23 protein-coding genes are annotated in these 20,376 nt (G+C 64.3%); 14 read left to right on the top strand and 9 right to left on the bottom strand.

The genetic code is table 11. The features are described from left to right. Position 1: 1 nt before the first annotated feature. The 5 genes from ASE26_RS23325 (at position 2) to ASE26_RS23305 (ending at position 3,799) form a co-directional block, all read left to right on the top strand. Positions 2-1,120: a YbdK family carboxylate-amine ligase gene (locus tag ASE26_RS23325; RefSeq protein ID WP_055924920.1), complete on the top strand. Its 1,119-nt coding sequence runs from the start codon at positions 2-4 to the stop codon at positions 1,118-1,120. A gap of 101 nt (positions 1,121-1,221) precedes the next feature. Beyond that, positions 1,222-2,301: an MBL fold metallo-hydrolase gene (locus ASE26_RS23320; protein ID WP_162246525.1), complete on the top strand. Its 1,080-nt coding sequence runs from the start codon at positions 1,222-1,224 to the stop codon at positions 2,299-2,301. 30 nt (positions 2,302-2,331) lie between these two features. Beyond that, positions 2,332-2,646: a hypothetical protein gene (locus ASE26_RS23315; RefSeq protein ID WP_055924917.1), complete on the top strand. Its 315-nt coding sequence runs from the start codon at positions 2,332-2,334 to the stop codon at positions 2,644-2,646. 3 nt (positions 2,647-2,649) lie between these two features. After that, on the top strand, positions 2,650-3,348 hold the full coding sequence (locus ASE26_RS23310; protein WP_055924914.1) for a phytanoyl-CoA dioxygenase family protein: 699 nt from the start codon (positions 2,650-2,652) through the stop codon (positions 3,346-3,348). Continuing rightward, the gene (locus tag ASE26_RS23305; protein WP_055924911.1) at positions 3,323-3,799 is read left to right on the top strand and encodes a hypothetical protein; all 477 of its coding nucleotides are present in this window, start codon (positions 3,323-3,325) and stop codon (positions 3,797-3,799) included. The genes ASE26_RS23310 and ASE26_RS23305 overlap by 26 nt, the downstream gene beginning before the upstream one ends. On the opposite strand, the gene ASE26_RS23300 is transcribed toward ASE26_RS23305, so the two are convergent. Genes ASE26_RS23300 through ASE26_RS23290 form a run of 3 tightly spaced genes read right to left on the bottom strand, consistent with a single transcriptional unit; the run spans position 3,796 to position 5,835 of the window. Then, positions 3,796-4,749 (bottom strand): gamma-glutamyl-gamma-aminobutyrate hydrolase family protein, encoded by a 954-nt coding sequence (locus tag ASE26_RS23300; protein ID WP_055924908.1) that lies wholly within the window; start codon positions 4,747-4,749, stop codon positions 3,796-3,798. The genes ASE26_RS23305 and ASE26_RS23300 overlap by 4 nt on opposite strands. A 54-nt stretch (positions 4,750-4,803) precedes the next feature. After that, on the bottom strand, positions 4,804-5,445 hold the full coding sequence (locus ASE26_RS23295; protein ID WP_055924906.1) for a phosphoribosyltransferase: 642 nt from the start codon (positions 5,443-5,445) through the stop codon (positions 4,804-4,806). Between the two features lie 54 nt (positions 5,446-5,499). Next, complete coding sequence (locus ASE26_RS23290; RefSeq protein WP_055924902.1) at positions 5,500-5,835, bottom strand: flagellar basal body rod C-terminal domain-containing protein; 336 nt, start codon at positions 5,833-5,835, stop codon at positions 5,500-5,502. A gap of 116 nt (positions 5,836-5,951) precedes the next feature. Between ASE26_RS23290 and ASE26_RS23285 the strand changes: the two genes are divergently transcribed. Both ASE26_RS23285 and ASE26_RS23280 read left to right on the top strand, forming a co-directional pair. Continuing rightward, positions 5,952-6,509, top strand: a complete 558-nt coding sequence (locus ASE26_RS23285) for a TetR/AcrR family transcriptional regulator (protein WP_057247020.1) — start codon at positions 5,952-5,954, stop codon at positions 6,507-6,509. Between the two features lie 201 nt (positions 6,510-6,710). Beyond that, positions 6,711-7,748: a CocE/NonD family hydrolase gene (locus ASE26_RS23280; protein ID WP_156397846.1), complete on the top strand. Its 1,038-nt coding sequence runs from the start codon at positions 6,711-6,713 to the stop codon at positions 7,746-7,748. On the opposite strand, the gene ASE26_RS23275 is transcribed toward ASE26_RS23280, so the two are convergent. After that, positions 7,749-8,159 (bottom strand): hypothetical protein, encoded by a 411-nt coding sequence (locus tag ASE26_RS23275; RefSeq protein ID WP_156397824.1) that lies wholly within the window; start codon positions 8,157-8,159, stop codon positions 7,749-7,751. A 99-nt stretch (positions 8,160-8,258) separates the two neighbouring features. Between ASE26_RS23275 and ASE26_RS23270 the strand changes: the two genes are divergently transcribed. Genes ASE26_RS23270 through ASE26_RS31245 form a run of 6 tightly spaced genes read left to right on the top strand, consistent with a single transcriptional unit; the run spans position 8,259 to position 15,829 of the window. Further along, entirely contained in the window at positions 8,259-9,932 is a 1,674-nt protein-coding gene (locus ASE26_RS23270; RefSeq protein ID WP_055924895.1) for an NAD(P)H-dependent oxidoreductase subunit E, read from the top strand. Next, complete coding sequence (fdhF, locus tag ASE26_RS23265; protein WP_055924894.1) at positions 9,929-12,712, top strand: formate dehydrogenase subunit alpha; 2,784 nt, start codon at positions 9,929-9,931, stop codon at positions 12,710-12,712. Before ASE26_RS23270 ends, fdhF begins: the two co-directional genes overlap by 4 nt. Further along, the gene (locus ASE26_RS23260) at positions 12,709-13,665 is read left to right on the top strand and encodes a formate dehydrogenase accessory sulfurtransferase FdhD (RefSeq protein ID WP_082507073.1); all 957 of its coding nucleotides are present in this window, start codon (positions 12,709-12,711) and stop codon (positions 13,663-13,665) included. The genes fdhF and ASE26_RS23260 overlap by 4 nt, the downstream gene beginning before the upstream one ends. Continuing rightward, on the top strand, positions 13,665-14,372 hold the full coding sequence (locus ASE26_RS23255) for an ABC transporter permease (RefSeq protein WP_055924892.1): 708 nt from the start codon (positions 13,665-13,667) through the stop codon (positions 14,370-14,372). The genes ASE26_RS23260 and ASE26_RS23255 overlap by 1 nt, the downstream gene beginning before the upstream one ends. Positions 14,373-14,377: 5 nt before the next feature. Further along, positions 14,378-15,022: an energy-coupling factor ABC transporter ATP-binding protein gene (locus tag ASE26_RS31250; RefSeq protein WP_057247019.1), complete on the top strand. Its 645-nt coding sequence runs from the start codon at positions 14,378-14,380 to the stop codon at positions 15,020-15,022. Then, on the top strand, positions 15,023-15,829 hold the full coding sequence (locus ASE26_RS31245) for a substrate-binding domain-containing protein (RefSeq protein WP_055924886.1): 807 nt from the start codon (positions 15,023-15,025) through the stop codon (positions 15,827-15,829). It begins immediately after the preceding gene. Here ASE26_RS31245 and ASE26_RS23240 read toward each other — a convergent pair. Continuing rightward, positions 15,826-16,707 carry an alpha/beta fold hydrolase gene (locus ASE26_RS23240; RefSeq protein ID WP_055924883.1) on the bottom strand — a complete coding sequence of 294 codons (882 nt, stop codon included), beginning with the start codon at positions 16,705-16,707 and terminating at the stop codon, positions 15,826-15,828. The two genes, ASE26_RS31245 and ASE26_RS23240, sit on opposite strands and share 4 nt — an antisense overlap. A 61-nt stretch (positions 16,708-16,768) precedes the next feature. On the opposite strand from ASE26_RS23240, the gene trxC reads away from it, so the two are divergent. Continuing rightward, complete coding sequence (trxC, locus tag ASE26_RS23235) at positions 16,769-17,203, top strand: thioredoxin TrxC (protein WP_055924880.1); 435 nt, start codon at positions 16,769-16,771, stop codon at positions 17,201-17,203. On the opposite strand, the gene ASE26_RS23230 is transcribed toward trxC, so the two are convergent. Genes ASE26_RS23230 through mdcE form a run of 4 tightly spaced genes read right to left on the bottom strand, consistent with a single transcriptional unit; the run spans position 17,200 to position 20,375 of the window. Then, on the bottom strand, positions 17,200-18,093 hold the full coding sequence (locus ASE26_RS23230; protein ID WP_055924877.1) for an acyltransferase domain-containing protein: 894 nt from the start codon (positions 18,091-18,093) through the stop codon (positions 17,200-17,202). The two genes, trxC and ASE26_RS23230, sit on opposite strands and share 4 nt — an antisense overlap. After that, positions 18,090-19,016, bottom strand: a complete 927-nt coding sequence (gene mdcB, locus ASE26_RS23225) for a triphosphoribosyl-dephospho-CoA synthase MdcB (protein WP_082507072.1) — start codon at positions 19,014-19,016, stop codon at positions 18,090-18,092. Before mdcB ends, ASE26_RS23230 begins: the two co-directional genes overlap by 4 nt. Then, positions 19,013-19,675 carry a malonate decarboxylase holo-[acyl-carrier-protein] synthase gene (gene mdcG / locus ASE26_RS23220; RefSeq protein WP_082507071.1) on the bottom strand — a complete coding sequence of 221 codons (663 nt, stop codon included), beginning with the start codon at positions 19,673-19,675 and terminating at the stop codon, positions 19,013-19,015. Before mdcG ends, mdcB begins: the two co-directional genes overlap by 4 nt. Beyond that, positions 19,659-20,375 (bottom strand): biotin-independent malonate decarboxylase subunit gamma, encoded by a 717-nt coding sequence (gene mdcE, locus ASE26_RS23215; protein ID WP_055924874.1) that lies wholly within the window; start codon positions 20,373-20,375, stop codon positions 19,659-19,661. Before mdcE ends, mdcG begins: the two co-directional genes overlap by 17 nt. Position 20,376: the final 1 nt, after the last annotated feature.

The raw sequence follows: 20,376 nt of genomic DNA, 5'->3' as shown, positions 1-20,376 counted from the left end.
TATGCCGTTGGAAGAATTCAAATCGTCGCAAGCTTTGACAATGGGGGTCGAGCTCGAGCTGCAATTGGTCAGCCTGTCCGACTTCGACCTGACCGCGTCGAGCCCGGACTTGCTGCACCTGTTGGCGCGCAAGCCGTTTCCCGGCCACGTCACGCCGGAGATCACCGAGAGCATGATCGAGATTAACAGCGACGTGCACACCAATCACAGCGAGCTGGTGGCCCAGTTGCGCGAAACGCGCGATACCCTGGTACGGGCGGCCGACACGCTGAATATCGGCATTTGCGGCGGCGGGACGCACCCGTTCCAGCGCTGGTCGGAGCGCAAGATCTTCTCGAAGCCGCGCTTCAAGGAAGTGTCGGCGCTGTATGGCTACCTGGCCAAGCAGTTCACGATTTTCGGCCAGCACGTGCACATCGGCTGCACCAGCGGCGACGATGCGCTGTACCTGCTGCATTCCCTGAGCCGCTACGTGCCGCACTTCATCGCGCTGTCGGCGTCGTCGCCCTACGTACAGGGGAACGACACCCTGTTCAACTCCGCGCGCCTGAACAGCGTGTTCGCCTTCCCCATGAGCGGCCGCGCGCCGTTCATCCTGAAGTGGGACGAGTTCGAGCACAGCTTCTTCTCGAAGATGGAGCATACGGGCGTGATCAAGTCGATGAAGGACTTCTACTGGGACATCCGCCCCAAGCCTGAATACGGCACGATCGAGCTGCGCGTCTGCGACACGCCGCTGACGGTGGAACGCGCCGCGGCTTTGGCCTGCTATCTGCAGGCCCTGTGCTCCTATCTATTGGAGCGCAAGGAGGAGCCGCCGGCCGAAGACGACTACCTGGTCTACAACTACAACCGCTTCCAGGCCTGCCGTTTCGGGCTCGATGGCACGGTGGTGCATCCGAAGACCTACGAGAGCCTGTCACTGCGTGAAGACATCCTGACCACGCTGCGCCGCATGGACCTGCATGCCGAAGCCCTGGGCGGCAGCGCTGCGCTGAACCACCTGATGCAGGTGACCCACATGGGCAGCGATGCCCACTACCTGCGGGCGGAATTCGATTCCTCCGGCAGCGTGGAGGGCGTGGTGGATGCGGCGATTGCGAAGTTCAGGGGTAATTGATCGGCTGGCGGCGGCGCCAGGGCGCCAGCCGCTATCGGCGACGCGCGGAATTCCAGGCGATTGGATATAATTGACATTTTTTCAACATGTCGCGCCGCACCATGTCCGCCGTTCCCGCAAAGCCCCGCGCCATCAGGCGCGCCATTGTCGCCACTGTCATTCTCCTGCTTGCGTTGGTGCTTGGCGCATCGTTGCTCGCCAGGATGCCGTTTGCCAGCGACCAGGTATTCGGTAAGCTGCGCTCCGGCCAGCTGTGGAGTGAAAAGGCGCGCTACGTGGACGACTGGTATGCGGTTGAGGCGATTGACGATGGCAGCTACATCATCGCGGAACCCAAATCCTCACAATACAACTCTTCCTACCTGCTGGTTGGCGGCGATCGCGCGCTGTTGATTGACGCTGGATCCGGCGAGCGTCCCGCCAACATCCGCTCGATTCGGGCGCTGGCCGAAAGCCTGACTGCCAAGCCCCTCATGCTCGCGCTTTCGCACTTCCACTTCGACCATATCGGAGACCTGGATGCATTTGAAGGTGCGCTGGTGCTCGCGACAGCAGAGCTGCAATCCAGGGCGCAGGGCGGCAGGCTGCAGATCGCTGCCGCGGAATCGCTCACCGGCTCGCGCGCCTTGCGCATCCAGCGTTGGTTGGGGGACGGCGAGAAGATTGACCTTGGCGGCCGCGCCATCGAAATCCGCTCGACGCCGGGCCATGCGCAGGAGTCTGCAACCTTCGTCGACCGTGAGCGTCAATTGGTGTTTGCCGGCGACTTCCTCTACCAGCACCTGGGTGGACTGGTCGTATTCCTGCCCGGCAGCGACACGTGCGTCTACGCTCATGAAATCGGGAAACTGCTGGCCACGACGAGCAAGTCCTATCGGTATTTCGGCGCCCATGGCAAGCCGGAGTTTGATCACGACTGGGCCGATCGCGTCCGCTTGGCGATGGGCGAGCTGGCGAGCGGTGCCGCCAAGCCTGTGCTGGCCGAGAGCTACCTCGCTCCTGGCCTGCCGCTGCATATGCACCGGCAAGACCAGCTATTGATATACCAGCCGCCGTTTGTTCCGGCGTCAGTGCTGTATTCCTGGCGCTCGCTGGCAGTGCTGGGCACTGCATTGGCGCTGATATCGGGCATTTTCTGGTGGCTGTTCGGGGCATTGGGACGACCCCGGTCCGCAGTATAATCAGGCACTTCCAGTTAATTCGAATAGCTCATGAGCGATAACAGTGTCCTGGGGATCTACACCTTCGAAGGGATTTTCGAAGGCAAGCCGGTCTATGAATACGCACACCCGCAAGAGCATGCGCTGCACAAGTGCATGCTGTTCCTGCTGCAGGAAGGCGCGGATGCCCTCTGGGACTCTGCGATTATCGAGGCCAGCAAGTTCGGATTCGAGGAAGTTGCGATGGACGCGTTCAGTGTCCTGCAAACTGAAATGCTGGAGCAGAAGCCGTTCGTTGACCTGCACCCTCACATCGAAGAATCCCTGACCCTGGGCAGCTCCCTGGTCTTCTACGAAAAACCTTAAACGATGGCTGACGCTGCCGATTTTGCGCGGCGCGGGTTTGCGGTCATTGCCGGTGCCGTCGATGCCGGGCAATGCGCACGCTATGCCGCGCAAATCGGTACCCACGACACGGCAGGGTCCCGGACTTTGCTGTCGCAGGCTTGGTGTGCAGAGCTTGCGGGCTTCCTCACTGCTTCACCTGCGGTTCGGAACCTGCTGCCGGCCGGCCACGTCCCTGCGCAATGCACTTTCTTCGAAAAATCGGGTTCCGTGAACTGGCTGGTGCCGGTGCACCAGGACCTGAGCATCCCTGTGTACGAGCAGGTCGAGGGGACGGCCCTGCGCGGCTGGTCGCGCAAGGAAGATGGCTGGTATGTGCAGCCTCCGAGCGGATTGCTGGAACAGCTGGTCGCAGTGCGGCTGCATCTTGACCCTTGCGGTGCGGAGGACGGTCCGGTGCATGTGGTGCCGGGGTCGCACCGGCAAGGAGTCATTCCGCCGCAGGATGCGGCGGCATTGCGCCAGGACGAGCAAGCCTGCCTGGCGCAGGTGGGCGACCTGCTGGTGATGCGACCGCTACTGTTACATCGTTCCTCAAAAGCAACAGGCACCAGTCGCCGCCGGGTATTGCATTTCCTCTTTGGTCCTGCTGAGCTACCACATGGATTAGAATGGCCAAAGCGGGGAGGATGGCAATATGAAACTGATTATCGCGATATTTAGCCTGGTGTTCAGCCAGGCCTCGCTGGCAGCTGCAAACACATTGCCAGCGGCGGACGAAGCTGCCGCATTCAAGGCCGCGGGCTTCAAACAGCATGGAAAAGCATGGAAGTCCTGCGCTGACTCCGGGGCGAGCTATGTGCCGGGCGCGATCGAACAAGTCAAAGACCTGAATGGCGACGGCCAACCTGAAGCAATCATCACGGAAAGCGGCACGGCATGCTATGGCGATACTGGCGTCGGCTATGCCCTGGTCAGCAGGCAGTCCGATGGCAAATGGAAGCTCATTACCCATGGCGCCGGCATCCTGACTGTGCTCCATACCAGGGGCAAGGACGGCTGGCCCGACATCGAAATCGGCGGTCCGGGCTTCTGCTTCCCTATCGAGCGCTGGAATGGCAGCGCGTATAGGCAGCACCAACTGCAATACGACGGGAAGCCCTGCAAGCGTTAAAAGCGCGTTTCGCGCGCGGCGCGGAGGAAGCTGTCGAGGATGCCGGTGCAATCGAGCAGTTCAACGCCGCCCGCGCGGTGGAATTCGGGGTGCCATTGCAGGCCCATTACGAAGGGCGCCCGCGTGTAGCGGATTGCTTCGATCATATTGTCCGGATAGGACAGCGCTTCCACCTGCATATCCTTGCCCAGCGACTTCACCGCCTGGTGGTGGATGGAGTTCACCAGTGCGCGTTGCGGGCCCCTGACCATATTAGGCAGCGAGGAGCCGGGCGGGAAAGTGACTTCGTGCCGGTGCCGGTCGTAATCGTCGGACACGTGGGCATGGGCGTCCGGAACATCGGTCGCAATGTCCTGGTAGAGGCTGCCGCCGAAGGCGACGTTGAGCAGCTGGCATCCGCGGCAAATACCCAGCACCGGCTTGCCTGCTTCGACGAATTCATGCAACAGCTCCAGTTCGTACATGTCGCGCGCCCGGTCGCCGCTCCATTCAGGCTTGGTCGGCGCTTCGGCATAGCTTTGCGGCGATACGTCGGCGCCGCCTTGCAGCACCAGGCCGTCGAGGTGCTTGGCGTAGTCGCGCAGGCGGATATTGGAGGGGTGCAGCAGGCCCGATGTATTCACGGTCGGGATCATGAACACCAGTACGTCGCGCGACATCACCCACTGCGCCACGGACTCTTCGAGATATTGCAGGTTCTTGCTGCGCAGCCCCGTGGCGCCGGGCTCGGGATGGTAGATGCGGGCCGAAACCCCGATGTGCAAAGGCCGCTGGACGATATGCCGCGTCGCGGCGGCAGCCCAGCGCTTGTAGCGCGCAACGATCACGCGCCCCCACAGCGTGAAGATGGTTTCGCCGGGATCAAGGTAGCGCGGCGCGTCGCCGGCGCGCCGCCGCTGCCCGCGGTCTCCTTCGCGGCGATCCTGTTTGCGGGGATCGTGTTCGGTCATCCGTTGGCTGCCTCCTCTGCGCCAGTGTCGCACACGCGGCAATTCAAAGTCGCACTACTGGCTCGCCAGCAGCTCCAGGACTTCTTCTTCCGACACCTGCGGGAAGCTGCGGTAATGGCGGCTGACGGACATGAAGTTCATCGGCGCGGCAAGGTAGACAATGCCGTCGGCCAAAGGCGCGATCACTTCCAGCGAATCCGGCGCAGCCACGGGTACGGCGGCAATCAGCTGCTTTGGCTTGCGCGCGCGCGTGGAGCGCAGGGCTGCGGCCATGGTGGAACCGGTGGCCAGGCCATCATCGACAATCACCACGGTGCGGCCCTCCGGGTTGGCCGGCGGCCGCCTGCTACCGTATGATGCGCGGCGCCGGCGCATCAGCTCAAGCTGCTCGTGGGTCTGCAACTCGACCCATTCCATGCTGGTACGGGTGCGGTTGAAATAGGGCGCCAGCTCGCGGTTGCCATGCTCGTCCACGGCGCCGACCGCCAGCTCGGGATCGATGGCAGAGGGAATTTTTCGCACCAGTACTACATCAAGCTCGCCATCGAGGCGGTCGGCAATGATGCGCCCCATCGGCACGGCGCCGCGCGGAATGGCAAGGATCAGGGGCCGGCTGCCGCGCAGGTACACCAGCTTTTCGGCCAGCAGCTCGGCGGCTTGATTGCGGTCCTGAAGGGGGAGTTCGATGTCGTCCATGCTAGCCTCCGCCACGCTGCACATACGACAGCATAGCGCGGGAAGGCGCTGGCGTTAAGCCTTGATATCGAGCAGTGTACCGATTCGTTCGTCGGCAGCCTGGATCACTTTGGCCGACAGGTCGAAGTTGGCCTTGTAGACCAGGGAGTTGGTGATCGAACTGGCCGGATCGGTGCCTGACGGTGCGCCGCCAGCGTTGGCGGCAGCCGACAGGTCGCGTGCCGCAGTGGAAATGGTGACGCTGGTGCCGCCCGCGGTTTCCTGGAACGTGGCCTGCTGCGGCTGGAAGTTCTGTGTCGCCAGGTTGGCGACGTTGTGTCCTTCCACGTCCAGGGCGCGCTGGTTTGCTTGAAGGCCGGACAGGCCGGCCTGGAGTGCGGAGATCGTCATGGCGCCAGTTTACATGATTCCACATGGAAATTACCAATCACTGCCCAAAAAATAAGCAGGCCGTGCAACACATGGTATGATGATGACCGCAATGATTGATGCGGGGGAGGCTGGCCATGAAGATCACCAGGGAAAAAGCAGCGGAAAACCGGCAAGTGCTGGTCGAAACGGCTGCCCGGCTGTTCCGGGAAAAGGGGATCGACGGGGTTGGCGTGGCAGAGATCAGCAAGGCCGCCGGGCTCACCCATGGCGCGCTTTACGCCCATTTCCCCTCGAAAGACGCGCTGGCGGCGGAGGCAATGCAGTTCAGCACACGTTCCGCCTATGGCAAGGTGACTGAGCACCCGGTGACGCTGGCGCAACTGGTCGATTTCTACCTGGCGCCGGAACAGCGCGACAACCTTGCGCAAGGCTGCCCTTTGGCGGCTGCCGCCAGCGAGGTGGCGCGCCAGGATGCTTCAGTGGGTGCAGGCTATACCAGCGGTTTCCGCCAGATGGTGGAATACATCAGCCAGCAGCTGCCGGCCGGGGAAGGCCAGCGGCAACAGGCGCTCGCGGTCATGGCAGCGCTGGTGGGCGGCATCTCGGTGTCGCGAAATGTCTACAAAACCGACCCCGAATTAGCCGACGAAGTACTGGAATCCATGCGTTCCATGCTCCTGAAGCTGAGTTAATTGCTACGTTTGTCGTTTTGGGATTGCTTTCCTGAGCGGTGCGCATAAGAATCTGGGATATTGCCCCTACGCATTGTTCCGGAGAGCATCATTAATTCCTTCGCCGCACGTGTCGCCGCCATACTGCTGGCCTGTGCAAGCCTGCCATTCGCGCGGGCCGGGGAAGCTGCGCTCGACTCTCGCCTGCATGAGCAGATCATCATGGTTCCGGCCGGCCGCGCGCAGAGCGTACAACTGGAGACCACTGTTTTCCGTCCTCCTGGCGCCGGCCCGTTCCCGCTGTTGATCATCAACCATGGCAAGGCACCGGGCAATCCGAAGTTCCAGTCGCGCGACCGCTTCATTTACCTGGCCACGGCCTTCGTGCGGCGCGGCTACGCGGTAATGGTGCCGATGCGTACCGGCTTTGCCAATTCGACCGGCAAGTTCGTTGAATATGGCTGCAATATGACGGCCAATGGCTACGAGCAGGCGGGCGATATCGCCGACGTGGTGCGTTTCGCGCGTACCCAGCCCTGGGTCGACAATGATCATATCGTGCTGGCCGGCCAGTCGTTTGGCGGCCTGGCGAGCATGGCCGCGGCTACCCAGGACCTGCCGGGTGTGCGCGGCATCATGAATTTTGCCGGGGGCCTGAAGGTGCATGGCGACCTGTGCAACTGGCAGGGCGCCCTGGTCAAGGCGTTTGGCGAGTACGGCCGCCGTAACAAGCTGCCGAGCATGTGGATGTATGGCGCGAATGACAGCTACTTCGGACCGGAACTGGTGGCACGCATGCATGGCGCTTTCACTGCGGCCGGCGGCAAGGCTGACCTGGTGGCTTATGGCGCGTTCAAGAAAGACGCGCACGGTTTGCTCGGCAACCGCGATGGTGCGGCGGTCTGGTTGCCGGAAGTCGAGCGCTTCCTGGCCGGCGTCGGCATGCCGACCCGCGAGGTCTACGCCGTGGCCGAACCGCCGGCGCAAAAGGCCACCCGCTATGCTGCATTGGATGACGTAGGTGCCGTTCCCTACGTGCCCCAGCGTGGCCGCGAGCAGTATCGGGAGTTCCTGAACAAAGCTACGCCGCGCGCCTTTGCGATTTCGGCCACCGGTTCATGGGGCTGGGCGGAAGAGGGCGAGAACACCAACGAAAAGGCGCTGGCGGCCTGCCAGGCGGCGAGCAAGGAACCGTGCCGCCTGTATTCGGTGGATAACGATATTGTCTGGTCCGAGCACGGCACTGCCGGCCGCAACTGATCACGCCAGCGTCAGTCCGGCGACGACGGTAAGCGCGGCGCTCAGGTAGCCGAGCGGGCGCTGGCCCCAGCGCATGCGGCAGGCCAGCACGGCACTGGCGCGGTGCAGGTGGACGAAGGCGTAACTGGCCAGCAGGTTTTGCAGCGCCACCCAGGCATGCATCATGATCGCGGCGCCCAGCAGGGCAAGGCCGCCGCCCCGCGCGATCGCGCTAAGCTCCACGGCGGTGGCGATCACCGCGCCTTGCGCGATCCCCAGCATCATTCCCAGCATCGCCACCCGCATCAGGCGCGGATGGAAATACTGGCGCTGCCATTGTGGAACCAGGCTGAACGCATGCAGTACGAGGACGATTGTCAGGCTCAACTGGTAAAGGTCCAGCATGGACGCCAGCGATTGAAAATTTTCCACGGTTGACCTCCCGTGCTGTGGCATCCTTATACTGACGATAACATGTTCCGCCCCAGGGCCACGCATGATACCCTGAGGTAAGCAAGGCCATTTCGCGAGGTGAATCAGGGCATGATTCCTATTGCAGTGCAGGGTGCCAGCCGGGAGAGGAAGCGCCAGCGGCCGAAAGGCCGGCAAGTCGACGCTGCTGCACTGCAGCAGGTGCAGGCTTTGCTGGACGGCCTGCCGCGCAGGCGGGATCTGCTGATCGAGTTTCTGCATCTGATCCAGGATGCATATGGCTGCCTGTCGGCGGCGCACCTGGCTGCACTGGCTTCCGAGTTGCGGCTGGCGCAGGTTGAAGTCTTCGAAGTCGCCACCTTCTACCACCATTTCGATATCGTTCGCGAAGGCGAGCTCCCGCCGCCGGCGCTGACGGTGCGCGTGTGCGATGGCTTGTCGTGCGAGATGGCTGGCGCTGGCGAGCTGCTGGCGCGCTTGCCGGCGATGCTGGGGCGGGAGGTGCGGATCGTATCGGCGCCTTGCATCGGACGCTGCGAGCAGGCCCCGGCAGTGCTGGTGGGCCAGCGGGCGTCGGGCCTGGCCAGCTGCGAGAGCGTGTCGGCGGCCGTCGCGGCCGCGGCAAGCACCGGCGCCGCGCAGTGCATCGGCGAGGGCGAGGGCGCAGCGTTTGCGGTCCTGGGCGAATGCCTGTCCGGTGCACGCTCGGTGGAGGCTGTGATTGGTGCGCTCGAAGATGCCGGGCTGCGCGGGCTGGGCGGGGCCGGCTTCCCGGCTGGGCGCAAATGGCGGATTGTGCGCAACGAGCCAGGGCCGCGCCTGATGGCGGTCAATATCGACGAAGGCGAGCCGGGAACGTTTAAAGACCGCTTCTACCTCGAACACAATCCCCGGCAATTCGTTGAAGGCATGCTGATCGCCGCCTGGGCGGTTGGCATCGACGAGATCTATGTCTACCTGCGCGACGAATACCACGATTGCCGCCAGCTGCTGCAGCAAGAGCTGGCGCGACTGGGCGACGGCTCGCCCCGCATTCACCTGCGGCGCGGCGCCGGCGCCTATATTTGCGGCGAAGAATCCGCCATGATCGAATCGATCGAGGGCAAGCGCGGCATGCCGCGGCTGCGGCCACCGTATCTGGCCCAAGTGGGCCTGTTCGGCCGCCCAACGCTTGAACACAATTTCGAGACCTTGTACTGGGTGCCGCAGATCCTGGCGAAGGGCGCGGCATGGTTCACCAGCCATGGCCGCCATGGACGCAAAGGCCTGCGCTCGTTCTCTGTGTCCGGGCGTGTGAATCAGCCCGGCGTCAAACTGGCGCCAGCCGGCATTACGGTTCAGGAGCTGATCGACGAATACTGCGGCGGCATGCCGGGCGGTCACCAGCTTTACGCCTACCTGCCGGGCGGCGCATCGGGCGGCATCCTTCCCGCCAGCATGAACAACATCCCGCTCGACTTCGACACCTTGCAACCATATGGATGCTTCATCGGTTCCGCCGCCATCATCGTGCTGTCGCAGCATGACAGCGCACGTGCCGCGGCGGGGAATATGATGCGGTTCTTCCGCCACGAGTCCTGCGGCCAATGCACGCCATGCCGCGTTGGCACGGCGAAGGCGGTCGACCTGGTCGCGCAGCCGGTGTGGGATGAAAGCCTGCTCGGGGAGCTTTCGCAAGTGATGCGCGACGCCTCGATCTGCGGGCTTGGCCAGGCCGCGCCCAATCCGGTCGACTGCGTGCTGAAATATTTTCCGCACGAGGTAAGGCGATGATCGCCTTCGAACTCAATGGCCGCGCGATGCAGGCGGCAGAGGGCGAAACATTGCTGCAGGCGGCGCGTCGCGAAGGCATCCGGATCCCGCACCTTTGCTACATGGACGGCATGGCGCCAGCGGGCAACTGCCGCGCATGCATGGTGGAGATCGATGGCGAGCGGGTGCTGGCGCCAGCATGCTGCAGGCATCCCACGCTAGGCATGAAAGTCAGCAGCGACAGCGCGCGCGCGCTCGCAGCGCAAAAGTTGGTGCTGGAACTGCTGTTGGCCGATATGCCGCAGCAGGGGCATACGCGGCATAACGAAGTCGCATTTTGGGCTGCGGCGCTGGCGCTCGGCAAGCCGCGCTTCACAGCCCGCCGGCAGCCCGCGCGCGACCTCTCGCATGCCGCCATCGCGGTCAATCTCGATGCCTGCATCCAGTGCACGCGCTGCCTGCGTGCCTGCCGCGACGAGCAGATGAATGACGTGATCGGCCTGGCCTGGCGCGGCGACCAGGAGAAGATCGTGTTCGACATGGACGACCCGATGGGCGCATCGACCTGCGTGGCCTGCGGCGAATGCGTGCAAGCCTGTCCGACCGGAGCCCTGATGCCGGCGCGGGATGCCGCGCTGGCGCTGCCCGACAAACGCGTCGACTCCGTTTGCCCATACTGCGGCGTTGGCTGCCAGCTCACTTACAACGTCAAGGGCAACAGGATCCTGTTCGTGGAGGGCCGCGACGGGCCAGCCAACCAGGGCAGGCTTTGCGTGAAGGGCCGCTACGGCTTCGACTATGCCCATCACCCGCACCGCCTGGTCAAGCCCCTGGTACGGCGCGCCGATGCCCCGCCAAAATCGGGCGGCTTCACCATGGACCCTGGGCGCGTATACGACGTATTCCGTGAAGCGAGCTGGGAAGAAGCGCTGGCGCTGGCCGGCGGCAAGCTGGCAGCCATCCGCGATACGAACGGGCCGCGCGCGCTGGCCGGATTCGGCTCGGCCAAGGGCAGCAACGAAGAAGCCTACCTGTTCCAGAAGCTGGTGCGCATCGGATTCGGCAGCAATAACGTCGACCATTGCACCCGCTTGTGCCACGCCTCCTCGGTCGCCGCGCTGCTGGAAGGGATAGGTTCGGGCGCCGTATCCAACCCGGTCAAGGATGTGATGAAGGCAGAAGTGGTGATCCTGATCGGCGCCAATCCGGCGGTCAACCACCCAGTAGCGGCGACGTGGATCAAGAATGCCGTAAGCCAGGGCACCAAGCTGGTGGTATGCGACCCGCGCCGCTCCGACTTGTCGCGCATCGCCCACCGCTTCCTGCAATTCAAGCCGGATACCGACGTCGCATTGTTGAACGCAATGATGAACGTGATCGTGACGGAAGGGCTGGTGGACAAGGATTTCATCGCCAGCCGCACCATCGGTTACGACGAGCTGGCGGCGAACGTGGCCGATTACAGTCCGGAAGCCATGGCGCCAATCTGCGGTATCGAGGCCGAAACCATTCGCGAAATAGCCCGCCTGTACGCCCAGTCCCGCGCCTCGATGATCCTGTGGGGCATGGGCATTTCGCAACACGTGCACGGCACCGATAATGCACGCTGCCTGATTGCACTATCGCTGATGACGGGGCAGATCGGCCGGCCGGGCACCGGCCTGCATCCGCTGCGAGGGCAGAACAATGTACAGGGCGCCTCCGACGCCGGCCTGATTCCGATGATGTACCCCGACTACCAGCGCGTAACCGAACCAGCCGCCAAAGCCCGTTTCGAAAGCGCCTGGGGACTGGAGCCCGGCACGCTGGACGACAAGCCCGGCCTGACCGTGGTGGAAGTGATGGATGCCGCCGCGGCAGGACAGGTCAAAGGCATGTACATCATGGGCGAGAACCCCGCCATGTCCGATCCCGACGCAAACCATGCCCGGGCAGCGCTGGCGACGCTCGAGCACCTGGTGGTGCAGGACATCTTCCTCACCGAAACGGCCTACCTGGCCGACGTGATCCTGCCCGCCAGCGCCTTCCCCGAAAAAACCGGCAGTTTCACCAATACCGACCGCCTGGTGCAGATCGGACGCCAAGCGCTGGAACCGCCGGGCGAAGCGCGGCAGGATTTGTGGATTATCCAGCAGCTCGCGCAACGACTGGGCCTGAACTGGCAATATGGCGGCGCAGCCGGCGTTTTTGCAGAGATGCGTCAGGTGATGCCAAGCATCGCAGGCATCACGTGGGAACGGCTGGAGCGCGAACATGCGGTGACCTATCCATGCCACGAGGAGGGCGATCCCGGTACGCCGGTGGTTTTCACGCAGGATTTCCCGCGCGAGTCTGGCCGGGCGCGTTTTGTGCCGGCCGATATCATTCCCGCCGACGAAAGGCCGGACGCCGCGTACCCGATGGTCCTGATCACCGGACGCCAGCTCGAACACTGGCACACCGGCAGCATGACACGCCGCACGGCGGTGCTGGACGCGATCGAACCCGACCCGGTAGCCCTGGTGCATCCGCTCGACCTGGCAGCCCTGGGCGGCGAGCCAGGGGACGTGGTGACGATAGCATCGCGGCGCGGGCAGGTTTCGCTGTATGCACGGGCCGACGACAGTTCGCCGCGCGGCGCAGTGTTCGTGCCGTTCTGCTATTACGAAGCAGCGATCAACAAGCTGACCAACCCGGTCCTCGACCCGTTTGGCAAGATCCCCGAATTCAAGTACTGTGCAATCAAAGTCACGCTGGGCGGCACGCTCGGCGCCCAGTCCAGTTTTGGCGGCGGCAAAGCGATGGAGGCGGCAGGCGCATGAGACTACCGGAAATGACGCACGCCAGCGTGCCGCTGACGCAGGAAGTGGAAGCAATCGACGAAAAAGGACGCCGCTCGCAGATCCACATCCCCACCGAACGCCCGCTGACCGTGTACGTGGACAAACGCGAGCTGGTCACGCTGATGACGCTGGGCGGCGCGCCGGAAGCGCTGGTGCTTGGCTACCTGCGCAACCAGCGCCTGGTGCGGTCGGTGGAGGATGTGGCATCGATCCATGTCGACTGGTCGGTTGGCGCAGCGGCAGTCAGGACGCGCGAAGGGGTAGCCGACATCGAACAGCGCACCGCGCGCAAAGTGGTGACAACCGGCTGCGGCCAGGGTTCCGTGTTCGGCGACCTGATGGACGAAGTGGACGACATCATTCTGCCGCCCGACGCACGCCTGAAGCAATCCGGCGTGTACCGGATTGTCGAGGCCATCCGCACGCAGCAGTCGATCTACAAGCAGGCGGGCTCGGTGCACGGCTGCGCCCTGTTCACGCAAGCGGGCGAGCTGATGTACTTTGTCGAAGACGTAGGCCGCCACAATGCGGTCGACTCGATCGCCGGGAAAATGTGGCTGGACGGCGTGGACGGCGGCGACAAAGTGTTCTATACGACCGGCCGCCTGACATCCGAAATGGTGATCAAAGGGGCGCAGATGTCGATTCCATTCCTGTTGTCGCGCTCAGGCACCACGCAAATGGGCCACAGCGTCGCCAGCCACCTCGGCATGACGCTGCTCGCCCGCTGCACCGGCCGCCACTTCCTGCTGCTGACATCCCCCGGGCGCCTGGTCGCCGAACCCGAGTTGGCCGAACTACCGCCGAGCCCGTGTCACACCATGGGGTCACACCCCAAGTGTGACACGGGCTCGTCCGTGGAACCGGCTGAGCCCGTGTCCCCTTTGGGGTGTGACCCCATGGTGGGACACGAGCTGGGCAGGGAGGGCTGATGGGGCTGGCCGATGCGGTGCGCGGGGCGTTCGGATTGCTGTTCAATGGCGATCCTGTGCTGTGGCGGATTGTGTGGGTGTCGGTCAGCACCAGCGTGCTTGGCTTGCTGATTGCTACGCCAATTGCGATTGCCGGCGGCTACGCCATCGCGATGAGCGAGTTTCGCGGCAGGCGTATCGTGATCTGGCTGGTGCAGGCGGCCTTGTCGTTGCCGACGGTGCTGATTGGACTCCTGCTGTACATGATGCTGTCGCGCCACGGGCCGATGGGCGGCCTGCAGTGGCTGTTCTCTCAACCTGGCATCGTGGCGGGGCAGGTGGTGATTGCGCTCCCGGTGCTGCTGGCCTTTACACTGGCGGCCGTTCAGGCGGCAGATCCGCGCTTCGCTGAAACGGCGATCGCGCACGGCGCTTCGTCCTGGCGCGTCATGTCGACGCTTCTTTTTGAAGTGCGTTTCGGCGTGATGGCGGCGATAATCAGCGGCTTTGGGCGAGTGATTTCGGAAGTCGGCTGCGCCATGATGGTGGGCGGGAATATCGCCGGCGAAACCCGCACTATCACGACCGCCATTGCACTGGAAACGAGCAAGGGTGAATTCGCGCAGGGCATCGCACTGGGCGTGGTGCTGGTGGCCATCGCACTGGCAATGAACGGCGCCATGCTGGTGCTGCAAGGCGACGCCCATGCCGCCCGGGGACGGGGGTGACGCCCATGCTATCCATTGCCCGCCTGACCAAGCGTTATGGGGAAAACCTGCTGTTCGACTTGAAGGACTTCAAGCTCGACGCAGCGCGAGCCTACGTCCTGACCGGAATGAACGGCGCCGGGAAAAGCACGCTGCTGCGGGTACTGGCTGGCTTGGCGCCGGCCGATGCGGAGGGCATTCACTTCGCGGGCGAAGCGGTGACGCTGGCTCCATATCCGGCGTCACTGCGCCGCGAAATCGTCTACGTGCACCAGCATCCTGTGATGTTCTCAACCAGTGTGGCCGGCAATATCGGCTACGGCCTGAAAGCGCGCGGCATGGCGCGTGCCGACGCGGCGCAACTGGTTGAAGAAGCGATGTACTGGGCCGGTGTGCAGCACCTGCGCGGCAGCCGACCGGCCACCTTGTCAGGCGGTGAAAAGCAGCGCGTGGCGCTGGCTCGAGCCAAGGTGCTGCATCCGCGCCTGTTGCTGCTCGATGAACCAACCGCCAGCCTGGATGGCGAGGCGCGCGAACAGGTGTTGGCATTGATTCCTTCGCTGACGCAGTCGGGCAGCACGGTCGTCATGGCGTGCCACGACCGGGATTTGATCAACCTGCCGGATGTGCGGCGCCTGAAGCTGCGCGACGGCCAACTAGAGGAGAAATGAATGAAGCGTCGGCTCCTGCTTGCCTTTGCCGCAGCATTTGCGCTGTCCGGCAGCGCGTATGCCCAGCAGATTATCCGGCTGTCCACCACCACCAGCACGGAAAACTCCGGCTTGCTGGCCTACCTGCTGCCGGCCTTCGAGGCCAGGACCAACAGCAAGGTGCATGTGATTTCGGTCGGCACAGGTAAGGCGCTGGAGCTGTCGAAGAATGGCGACGTGGATGCCACCCTGGTGCACGCGCGTTCGGCGGAAGACAAATTTGTTGCTGAAGGCTGGGGCGTGGACCGGCGCGACGTGATGTACAACGACTTCATTCTGGTCGGCCCATCCAGTGATCCATCGGGCATCAAGGGCGGCAAGGATGTCCTGGCTGCGTTTCGCAGGCTTGCAGGCGGCCAGGCGAAGTTTATTTCGCGCGGCGACAATTCCGGCACGGACATCATGGAAAAAGCCTATTGGAAGCAGGCAGGCGCGCAGCCGGCCGCTGCGCTGTACGTGTCGGCGGGCCTGGGCATGGGTGAAGTGCTGAATATGGCGGCCGAGATGGGCGGCTATACCCTGACCGACCGCGCGACCTACGGCGTGTACCAGGCCAAGACCGGCCTGGCCCTGATGGTTGAGGGCGACCAGCGCATGTTCAATCCTTACGGCATTATCGCCACTAATCCGGCCAGGCATCCGGGCGTGAACTACAAGGGCGCCCGCCAGTTGATCGACTGGATTACGTCGCCGGAGGGACAGGCGAAAATTGCGCAGTTCCGGCCGGGCGGGCAGCAGCTGTTCTTCCCAAGCGCCAAGCCTGATTAAGCGCGCTGCAGCCAGGCGAGAAGCGCATCGGCCACTGCACCCGGATTCTCGCGCTGCGGGAAGTGGCCGACGCCGGCCAGCAGCGCGCGGTGATACGGCCCGCTGAACAGGTGGTCCTTGTGTTCGGAAGTTTGCGGGCTGTTGGCGCCATCTTCCGTGCCATGCAAGGTGAGCGTCGGCACGCCGATGACGGAATCGTGCCGCAGCCGGTCTTCCTGCATGGCGTAATGTGGGTCGGAAAGGGCCAGGCCCCAGCGATGGCGGTACGAATGCAGCGTCACGTTGATCCAGTCCGGATTGTCCCAGGCGTGCATGGTGTCGTGGAAAACGCCCTCGCCAAAATGCCACGATGGCGACCAGGTGCGCCACAGCAGGAGGGCGAGTTCGCGCCGTTCCTTGCGCAGCGCTTCGGCGCCGCGCTCGGTCGACATATACCATTGGTACCAGTAATTGCGGGCCTGGTGCAGGCTCAGTGCCTGGTTCGGGTCATTGGTGCCCCAGCCGACCGACAATGCCATACAGCGCATCACGCGCTGCGGAGCCAGCAGGGAGGCGATGTAGGCGGCGCGGGCCCCCCAGTCGTGCCCGACCACATTGAATCGTTCGATGCCCAGTGCCGTGGCGAAGTCCAGCAAATCCTGGGCAAGGGCGCTTAACTGGCCGCTGCGCGGCGTGGCGTGATCGAGGAAGCGGGTTTCGCCAAAGCCGCGCAAGCTGGGCACGATCAATCGGTAGCCGCAGCCTGCCAGGTAGGGCAGGACGCCATCCCATGTGTGCATATCATCCGGCCAGCCGTGCAGCAGGAAGATCGGCTCCCCCTGCATGTCGCCATGCTGGCGGAAGGCAATGCGCAAGCGGTCGGTGTTCACGTATTCCATGTTGCCTCCTGGCGGGCGAAGCGTGCCCTCGGGATTATAAGCCTGCGCTATACTGGATCCTATGGAAAACTTGCATATCGTCTGCCCCCATTGCGACGCGGTCAACCGTGTGCCTTCAGTGCGCCTGGAAGAAGAAGCAACCTGCGGCAAGTGCCAGCGGCAATTGTTCACCGGGCACCCGGTGGACTTGTCGACGGGGCGCTTCCTTAAGCATATTGAGCGCAACGATATCCCGGTACTGGTCGATTTCTGGGCGCCGTGGTGTGGCCCTTGCCGCACGATGGCGCCGTTCTACGAGCAGGCAGCCCAGCACCTGGAACCGTATTTCCGCGTGGTGAAAGTGAACACCGAGGCGGAGCAGCAATTGGCTGCGCGTTATGCCATCCGCAGCATCCCCACGCTGGCGGTATTCAAGGGCGGCCGCGAACTGGCGCGCCAGGCTGGCGCCATGGACAGCAAGAGCATAATCGCCTGGGTGCAGCAGCACCTGCGCTAGAACTGGGCCAACCAGTTTCGGATTCCATCCATTGAGCGGAAGTCTGCCACCGAGCGGCAATCAATGCCGGGATGGCGCGCTGACAACATCTTCGACAAGGCGTTTCCCGGCCCCAGTTCCAGGGCGGCGGTGATGCCTCGCTCGGCGCAGGCGTCCATGCATTCGGACCAGACAATTGTTTCAGCAAGCTGGCGCGAGAGGTGGCTGATGGCTGCCTCCCTGTCGCGCACGGGCATGGCGTCAATGCCACCCAGGACCGGGGTGTGCAGCGTGCCGAATTCTTCCTGTGCGAGCAGGGTTGCGAATGGTTCGACGGCCGCTTGCAGGTAGGGTGTGTGGGAGGCGACGGCGACCGGCAGTTGCGCAATGCGTGCGCCTGGGATCGATATGGCTGCGGCGTTTGCCGCCGGGCCGCCTGCGATGCAGCTGTCTTCGCCGGTTTCGATCGCTATGTGGAAACCATGGGCGGCCAATTGCGGGCGCAGGGTTGCCGGGCGCCGGCCGCTGACCGCGAGCATGGCTTGGGGGCTGCCGGGGGCGACGCAAGCGTCCATCAGCGCGGCACGCCGCGCGGCCAGGGCGATGGTGCGTTCCGGCGTGAATGCTCCTGCAACGCCGTAGGCTGCCAATTCGCCGACGCTGTAGCCGGCCACCAGCGCGGGCTGCGGGCAATCGCGGCGCAGTGCTTCCCACATGGCGAGGGTGCTGGCCACGATGGCCGGCTGGGCGCTGCGGTTGCTGAACATCGCGCCAGGATCGGACAAGTCAGGCAGCGATGGCGCCAGTTGCGCCAGCAGCGCAGCGCCGTGCGGGTCGCGACGGGCCAGGTCGTACATGGCGCCGTGCTGGCTGCCTTGCCCGGGGCATAGAACCAGCAGGCGGCTTTTCATGGCGGGGGCATTGCGGTCAGGCTATGCACCAGGCAGGTGGCGGCGAGCAGGTCGGCGGCGCCGCCGGGCGACAGGCGCTGGGCGATGAAGCGCTGGTGGCAAGTCAATGCATGCTCTTTCCATTGCGGGTTTGCGGTACCGCCTTGCTGCAGGAAATGGCGGGCCGCGTGGCGTACTGTGTCGGCTCCCTGGGCCCCGCCGCGATGGTAGATGTTGGTATCGCTGATGTGGGACATCAGGGCAAAAATGGCTTCGACGCGGGCATTCAGCATTGGCGCGCCGCGTGCCAGCGCGGTTTGCAGGGCGGGCAGGCCGACGTCAAATACCGAGGGCAGGCCAAGGGCGCCTTCTTCGCGGGCTCCGCTGGCGGCGTGCCGGGTTGCCGCTTGCCGGCCATGCGAGTCGCCAATGGCGTGTGTGTGGGCCGCCAGTTCTTCTCCCCAGTGCAGCAGCAGTGCGGTGCGCAAGGCGGCCGGCGTCAATGTCATGCGCAAGGCGCGTACGCGCCCCATCGCGGCGCACAGCAATCCGAGGGCAAAGATGGCGCCGCGGTGGGTGTTGATGCCCTTGGTGGCGGCCATCATGCGCTGTTCGGCGGCGATGCCGAGTTTTTTCAGTTCGATGAAAGGGACGCCGTCGTAGCCGGCACGGCAGATGCGGGCGTAGTAGTGGCGCAGCGAGAACAGGCTGCGCATGAACGTGGCGGCGTCCATATCCGTATGGCTGCCGTTATCGACGAGCGAGACCAGGCCGGGCTTGGGGTACAGAGCCAGTTCGTGGTACAGGCTGCGCACCGCGCGCAGGGCCACTTCGCGCGAGAGGGCATGTGCGGCGTGCCGGCGCGGCTGGGCGCTGGCGCTGCGGCGGGCGGCGGTTGCCAGGGCGCGCGGCGGCTGCTGCGCGGGGCTGGCAAGGGCAGTCATGCCGGCTCCAGTTCTGCGCGCAGCTCCGCGCGCGTGCCGAGTTTGACGCCGTCTTGCGATTTGACCAGGACGCGCTCGGCGCGCGCGCGCGTCGTGAACCATTCCTTCCACGCCACGGCCTGGCCGCTTGGGAAAATGATCTCGCCGTCCAGCGGCAGTTCGTCGTGGTGGCTGGCCAGCAGCAGGGTGCCTTCATCCAGTTCGGCGCTGTCGCGCGGTCGGAACAGCAGGTCGATGTCGGAGGCGTCGCGCAGGTAGGCCTGGCCTGTCAGTGCTTGCAGGGCGAGCGAACCGAACACGCGCAGATCGAGGCCTGCGCGGGATTCAGCCAGGCGGGCAAAGGAGGCCCGCCAGTGCGCGGGAAGGGCGTCGGTCACGGCGTCCAGCGGCAATGGCGCGCTGTGGCGGGCGATGTGCTGCGAAGGCACGCGCAATGGCAGCCGCAGTTTCGCGCCGCTGGCGGGATCGGGCGGCGCTGCCAGGCCGAGGCAGGCATCTTCGGATTGTGCTGCGTCGTCGCGGCGGCGTACCACCAGCGGCCAATCGGCATCGGCCCAGCGGACGATTGCTGCATGGGCTGGCGTGCCGTGCGGGGCGCTGGCCAGCACTTCATGCCAGCCATTCCGCGCCAGCCACACAAGATCATGCCGCGCGTACATTGCTGCCGCCGATGATGGCTTCAATGACCGGCTGCGCGGCTTTGCGGCCGCCGCGCAGGAGGCCGAGGGCGCTGCGCTGGTCGTCGCGCGGAGCATTGGCGATGGCATCGGCAAGGTGGGCGGCCAGGTCGCCTTCCCAGATTGCCTGCAAGCCGCCCATGCGCAAATAGTTCTCCGGCCCCGGCGCGAACACCGGATTGCTGCGTGCCAGTTCCAGCAGTTTTTCTTCAGGTACTTTGGTGATGCGCGCCATCGCGGGCAGGCCCATGACGCGGATGGTGGCGCCGGGCAGGGCGTAGCAGGCGTCGGCCATCAAGCCGCTGGTGATGAAACCGCCGGACAGGGCCTGGTCGTACACCAGGCCAACGATGCGGTGCCCCAGGTGGCGTGCCAGGTCGATGCACTTGCCCAGGTGGGCCATATAGCTGTTAATGCCCAGCATTTCGTCGCGATGACGCAGGCGTTGTCCCTGCGTGTCGACCAGCAGCACGATCGGGCGGCCGGGATGGTTGCGCACCGTCGCCAGTACGGCCTTGGCTTGCGCCAGCGCGATCTCCACGCCTATCGGCGCATGGCCGGTGGTGCCGATCACACTGACGGTTTGTCCGTCCACGCGCGCGGTGCCGTTCAGGAATTGCTCACGTTCCAAAATGTCATGTCCGCCGGGGAACAGGGCATCGGCCAGTACTTTCCAGTCCATT

Origin of the sequence: Duganella sp. Root198D2, assembly GCF_001428585.1 — a bacterium.
Lineage (GTDB): Bacteria > Pseudomonadota > Gammaproteobacteria > Burkholderiales > Burkholderiaceae_D > Rugamonas.
Note: the sequence above shows the minus strand (reverse complement) of the source record. Positions and strands in the feature narration are given on the sequence as shown.

Coding starts and splice junctions, on each gene's coding strand:
- ASE26_RS23295 (WP_055924906.1), bottom strand. CDS start 5,445: ATGGACGACATCGAACTCCCCCTTCAGGACCGCAATCAAGCCGCCGAG.
- ASE26_RS23260 (WP_082507073.1), top strand. CDS start 12,709: ATGAGACTACCGGAAATGACGCACGCCAGCGTGCCGCTGACGCAGGAA.
- ASE26_RS23280 (WP_156397846.1), top strand. CDS start 6,711: ATGGTTCCGGCCGGCCGCGCGCAGAGCGTACAACTGGAGACCACTGTT.
- ASE26_RS31250 (WP_057247019.1), top strand. CDS start 14,378: ATGCTATCCATTGCCCGCCTGACCAAGCGTTATGGGGAAAACCTGCTG.
- ASE26_RS23315 (WP_055924917.1), top strand. CDS start 2,332: ATGAGCGATAACAGTGTCCTGGGGATCTACACCTTCGAAGGGATTTTC.
- ASE26_RS23325 (WP_055924920.1), top strand. CDS start 2: ATGCCGTTGGAAGAATTCAAATCGTCGCAAGCTTTGACAATGGGGGTC.
- ASE26_RS23320 (WP_162246525.1), top strand. CDS start 1,222: ATGTCCGCCGTTCCCGCAAAGCCCCGCGCCATCAGGCGCGCCATTGTC.
- ASE26_RS23255 (WP_055924892.1), top strand. CDS start 13,665: ATGGGGCTGGCCGATGCGGTGCGCGGGGCGTTCGGATTGCTGTTCAAT.
- mdcE (WP_055924874.1), bottom strand. CDS start 20,375: ATGGACTGGAAAGTACTGGCCGATGCCCTGTTCCCCGGCGGACATGAC.
- mdcG (WP_082507071.1), bottom strand. CDS start 19,675: ATGTACGCGCGGCATGATCTTGTGTGGCTGGCGCGGAATGGCTGGCAT.
- ASE26_RS23305 (WP_055924911.1), top strand. CDS start 3,323: ATGAAACTGATTATCGCGATATTTAGCCTGGTGTTCAGCCAGGCCTCG.
- fdhF (WP_055924894.1), top strand. CDS start 9,929: ATGATCGCCTTCGAACTCAATGGCCGCGCGATGCAGGCGGCAGAGGGC.
- ASE26_RS23310 (WP_055924914.1), top strand. CDS start 2,650: ATGGCTGACGCTGCCGATTTTGCGCGGCGCGGGTTTGCGGTCATTGCC.
- ASE26_RS23230 (WP_055924877.1), bottom strand. CDS start 18,093: ATGAAAAGCCGCCTGCTGGTTCTATGCCCCGGGCAAGGCAGCCAGCAC.
- ASE26_RS23285 (WP_057247020.1), top strand. CDS start 5,952: ATGAAGATCACCAGGGAAAAAGCAGCGGAAAACCGGCAAGTGCTGGTC.
- trxC (WP_055924880.1), top strand. CDS start 16,769: ATGGAAAACTTGCATATCGTCTGCCCCCATTGCGACGCGGTCAACCGT.
- mdcB (WP_082507072.1), bottom strand. CDS start 19,016: ATGACTGCCCTTGCCAGCCCCGCGCAGCAGCCGCCGCGCGCCCTGGCA.
- ASE26_RS23240 (WP_055924883.1), bottom strand. CDS start 16,707: ATGGAATACGTGAACACCGACCGCTTGCGCATTGCCTTCCGCCAGCAT.
- ASE26_RS23300 (WP_055924908.1), bottom strand. CDS start 4,749: ATGACCGAACACGATCCCCGCAAACAGGATCGCCGCGAAGGAGACCGC.
- ASE26_RS23290 (WP_055924902.1), bottom strand. CDS start 5,835: ATGACGATCTCCGCACTCCAGGCCGGCCTGTCCGGCCTTCAAGCAAAC.
- ASE26_RS31245 (WP_055924886.1), top strand. CDS start 15,023: ATGAAGCGTCGGCTCCTGCTTGCCTTTGCCGCAGCATTTGCGCTGTCC.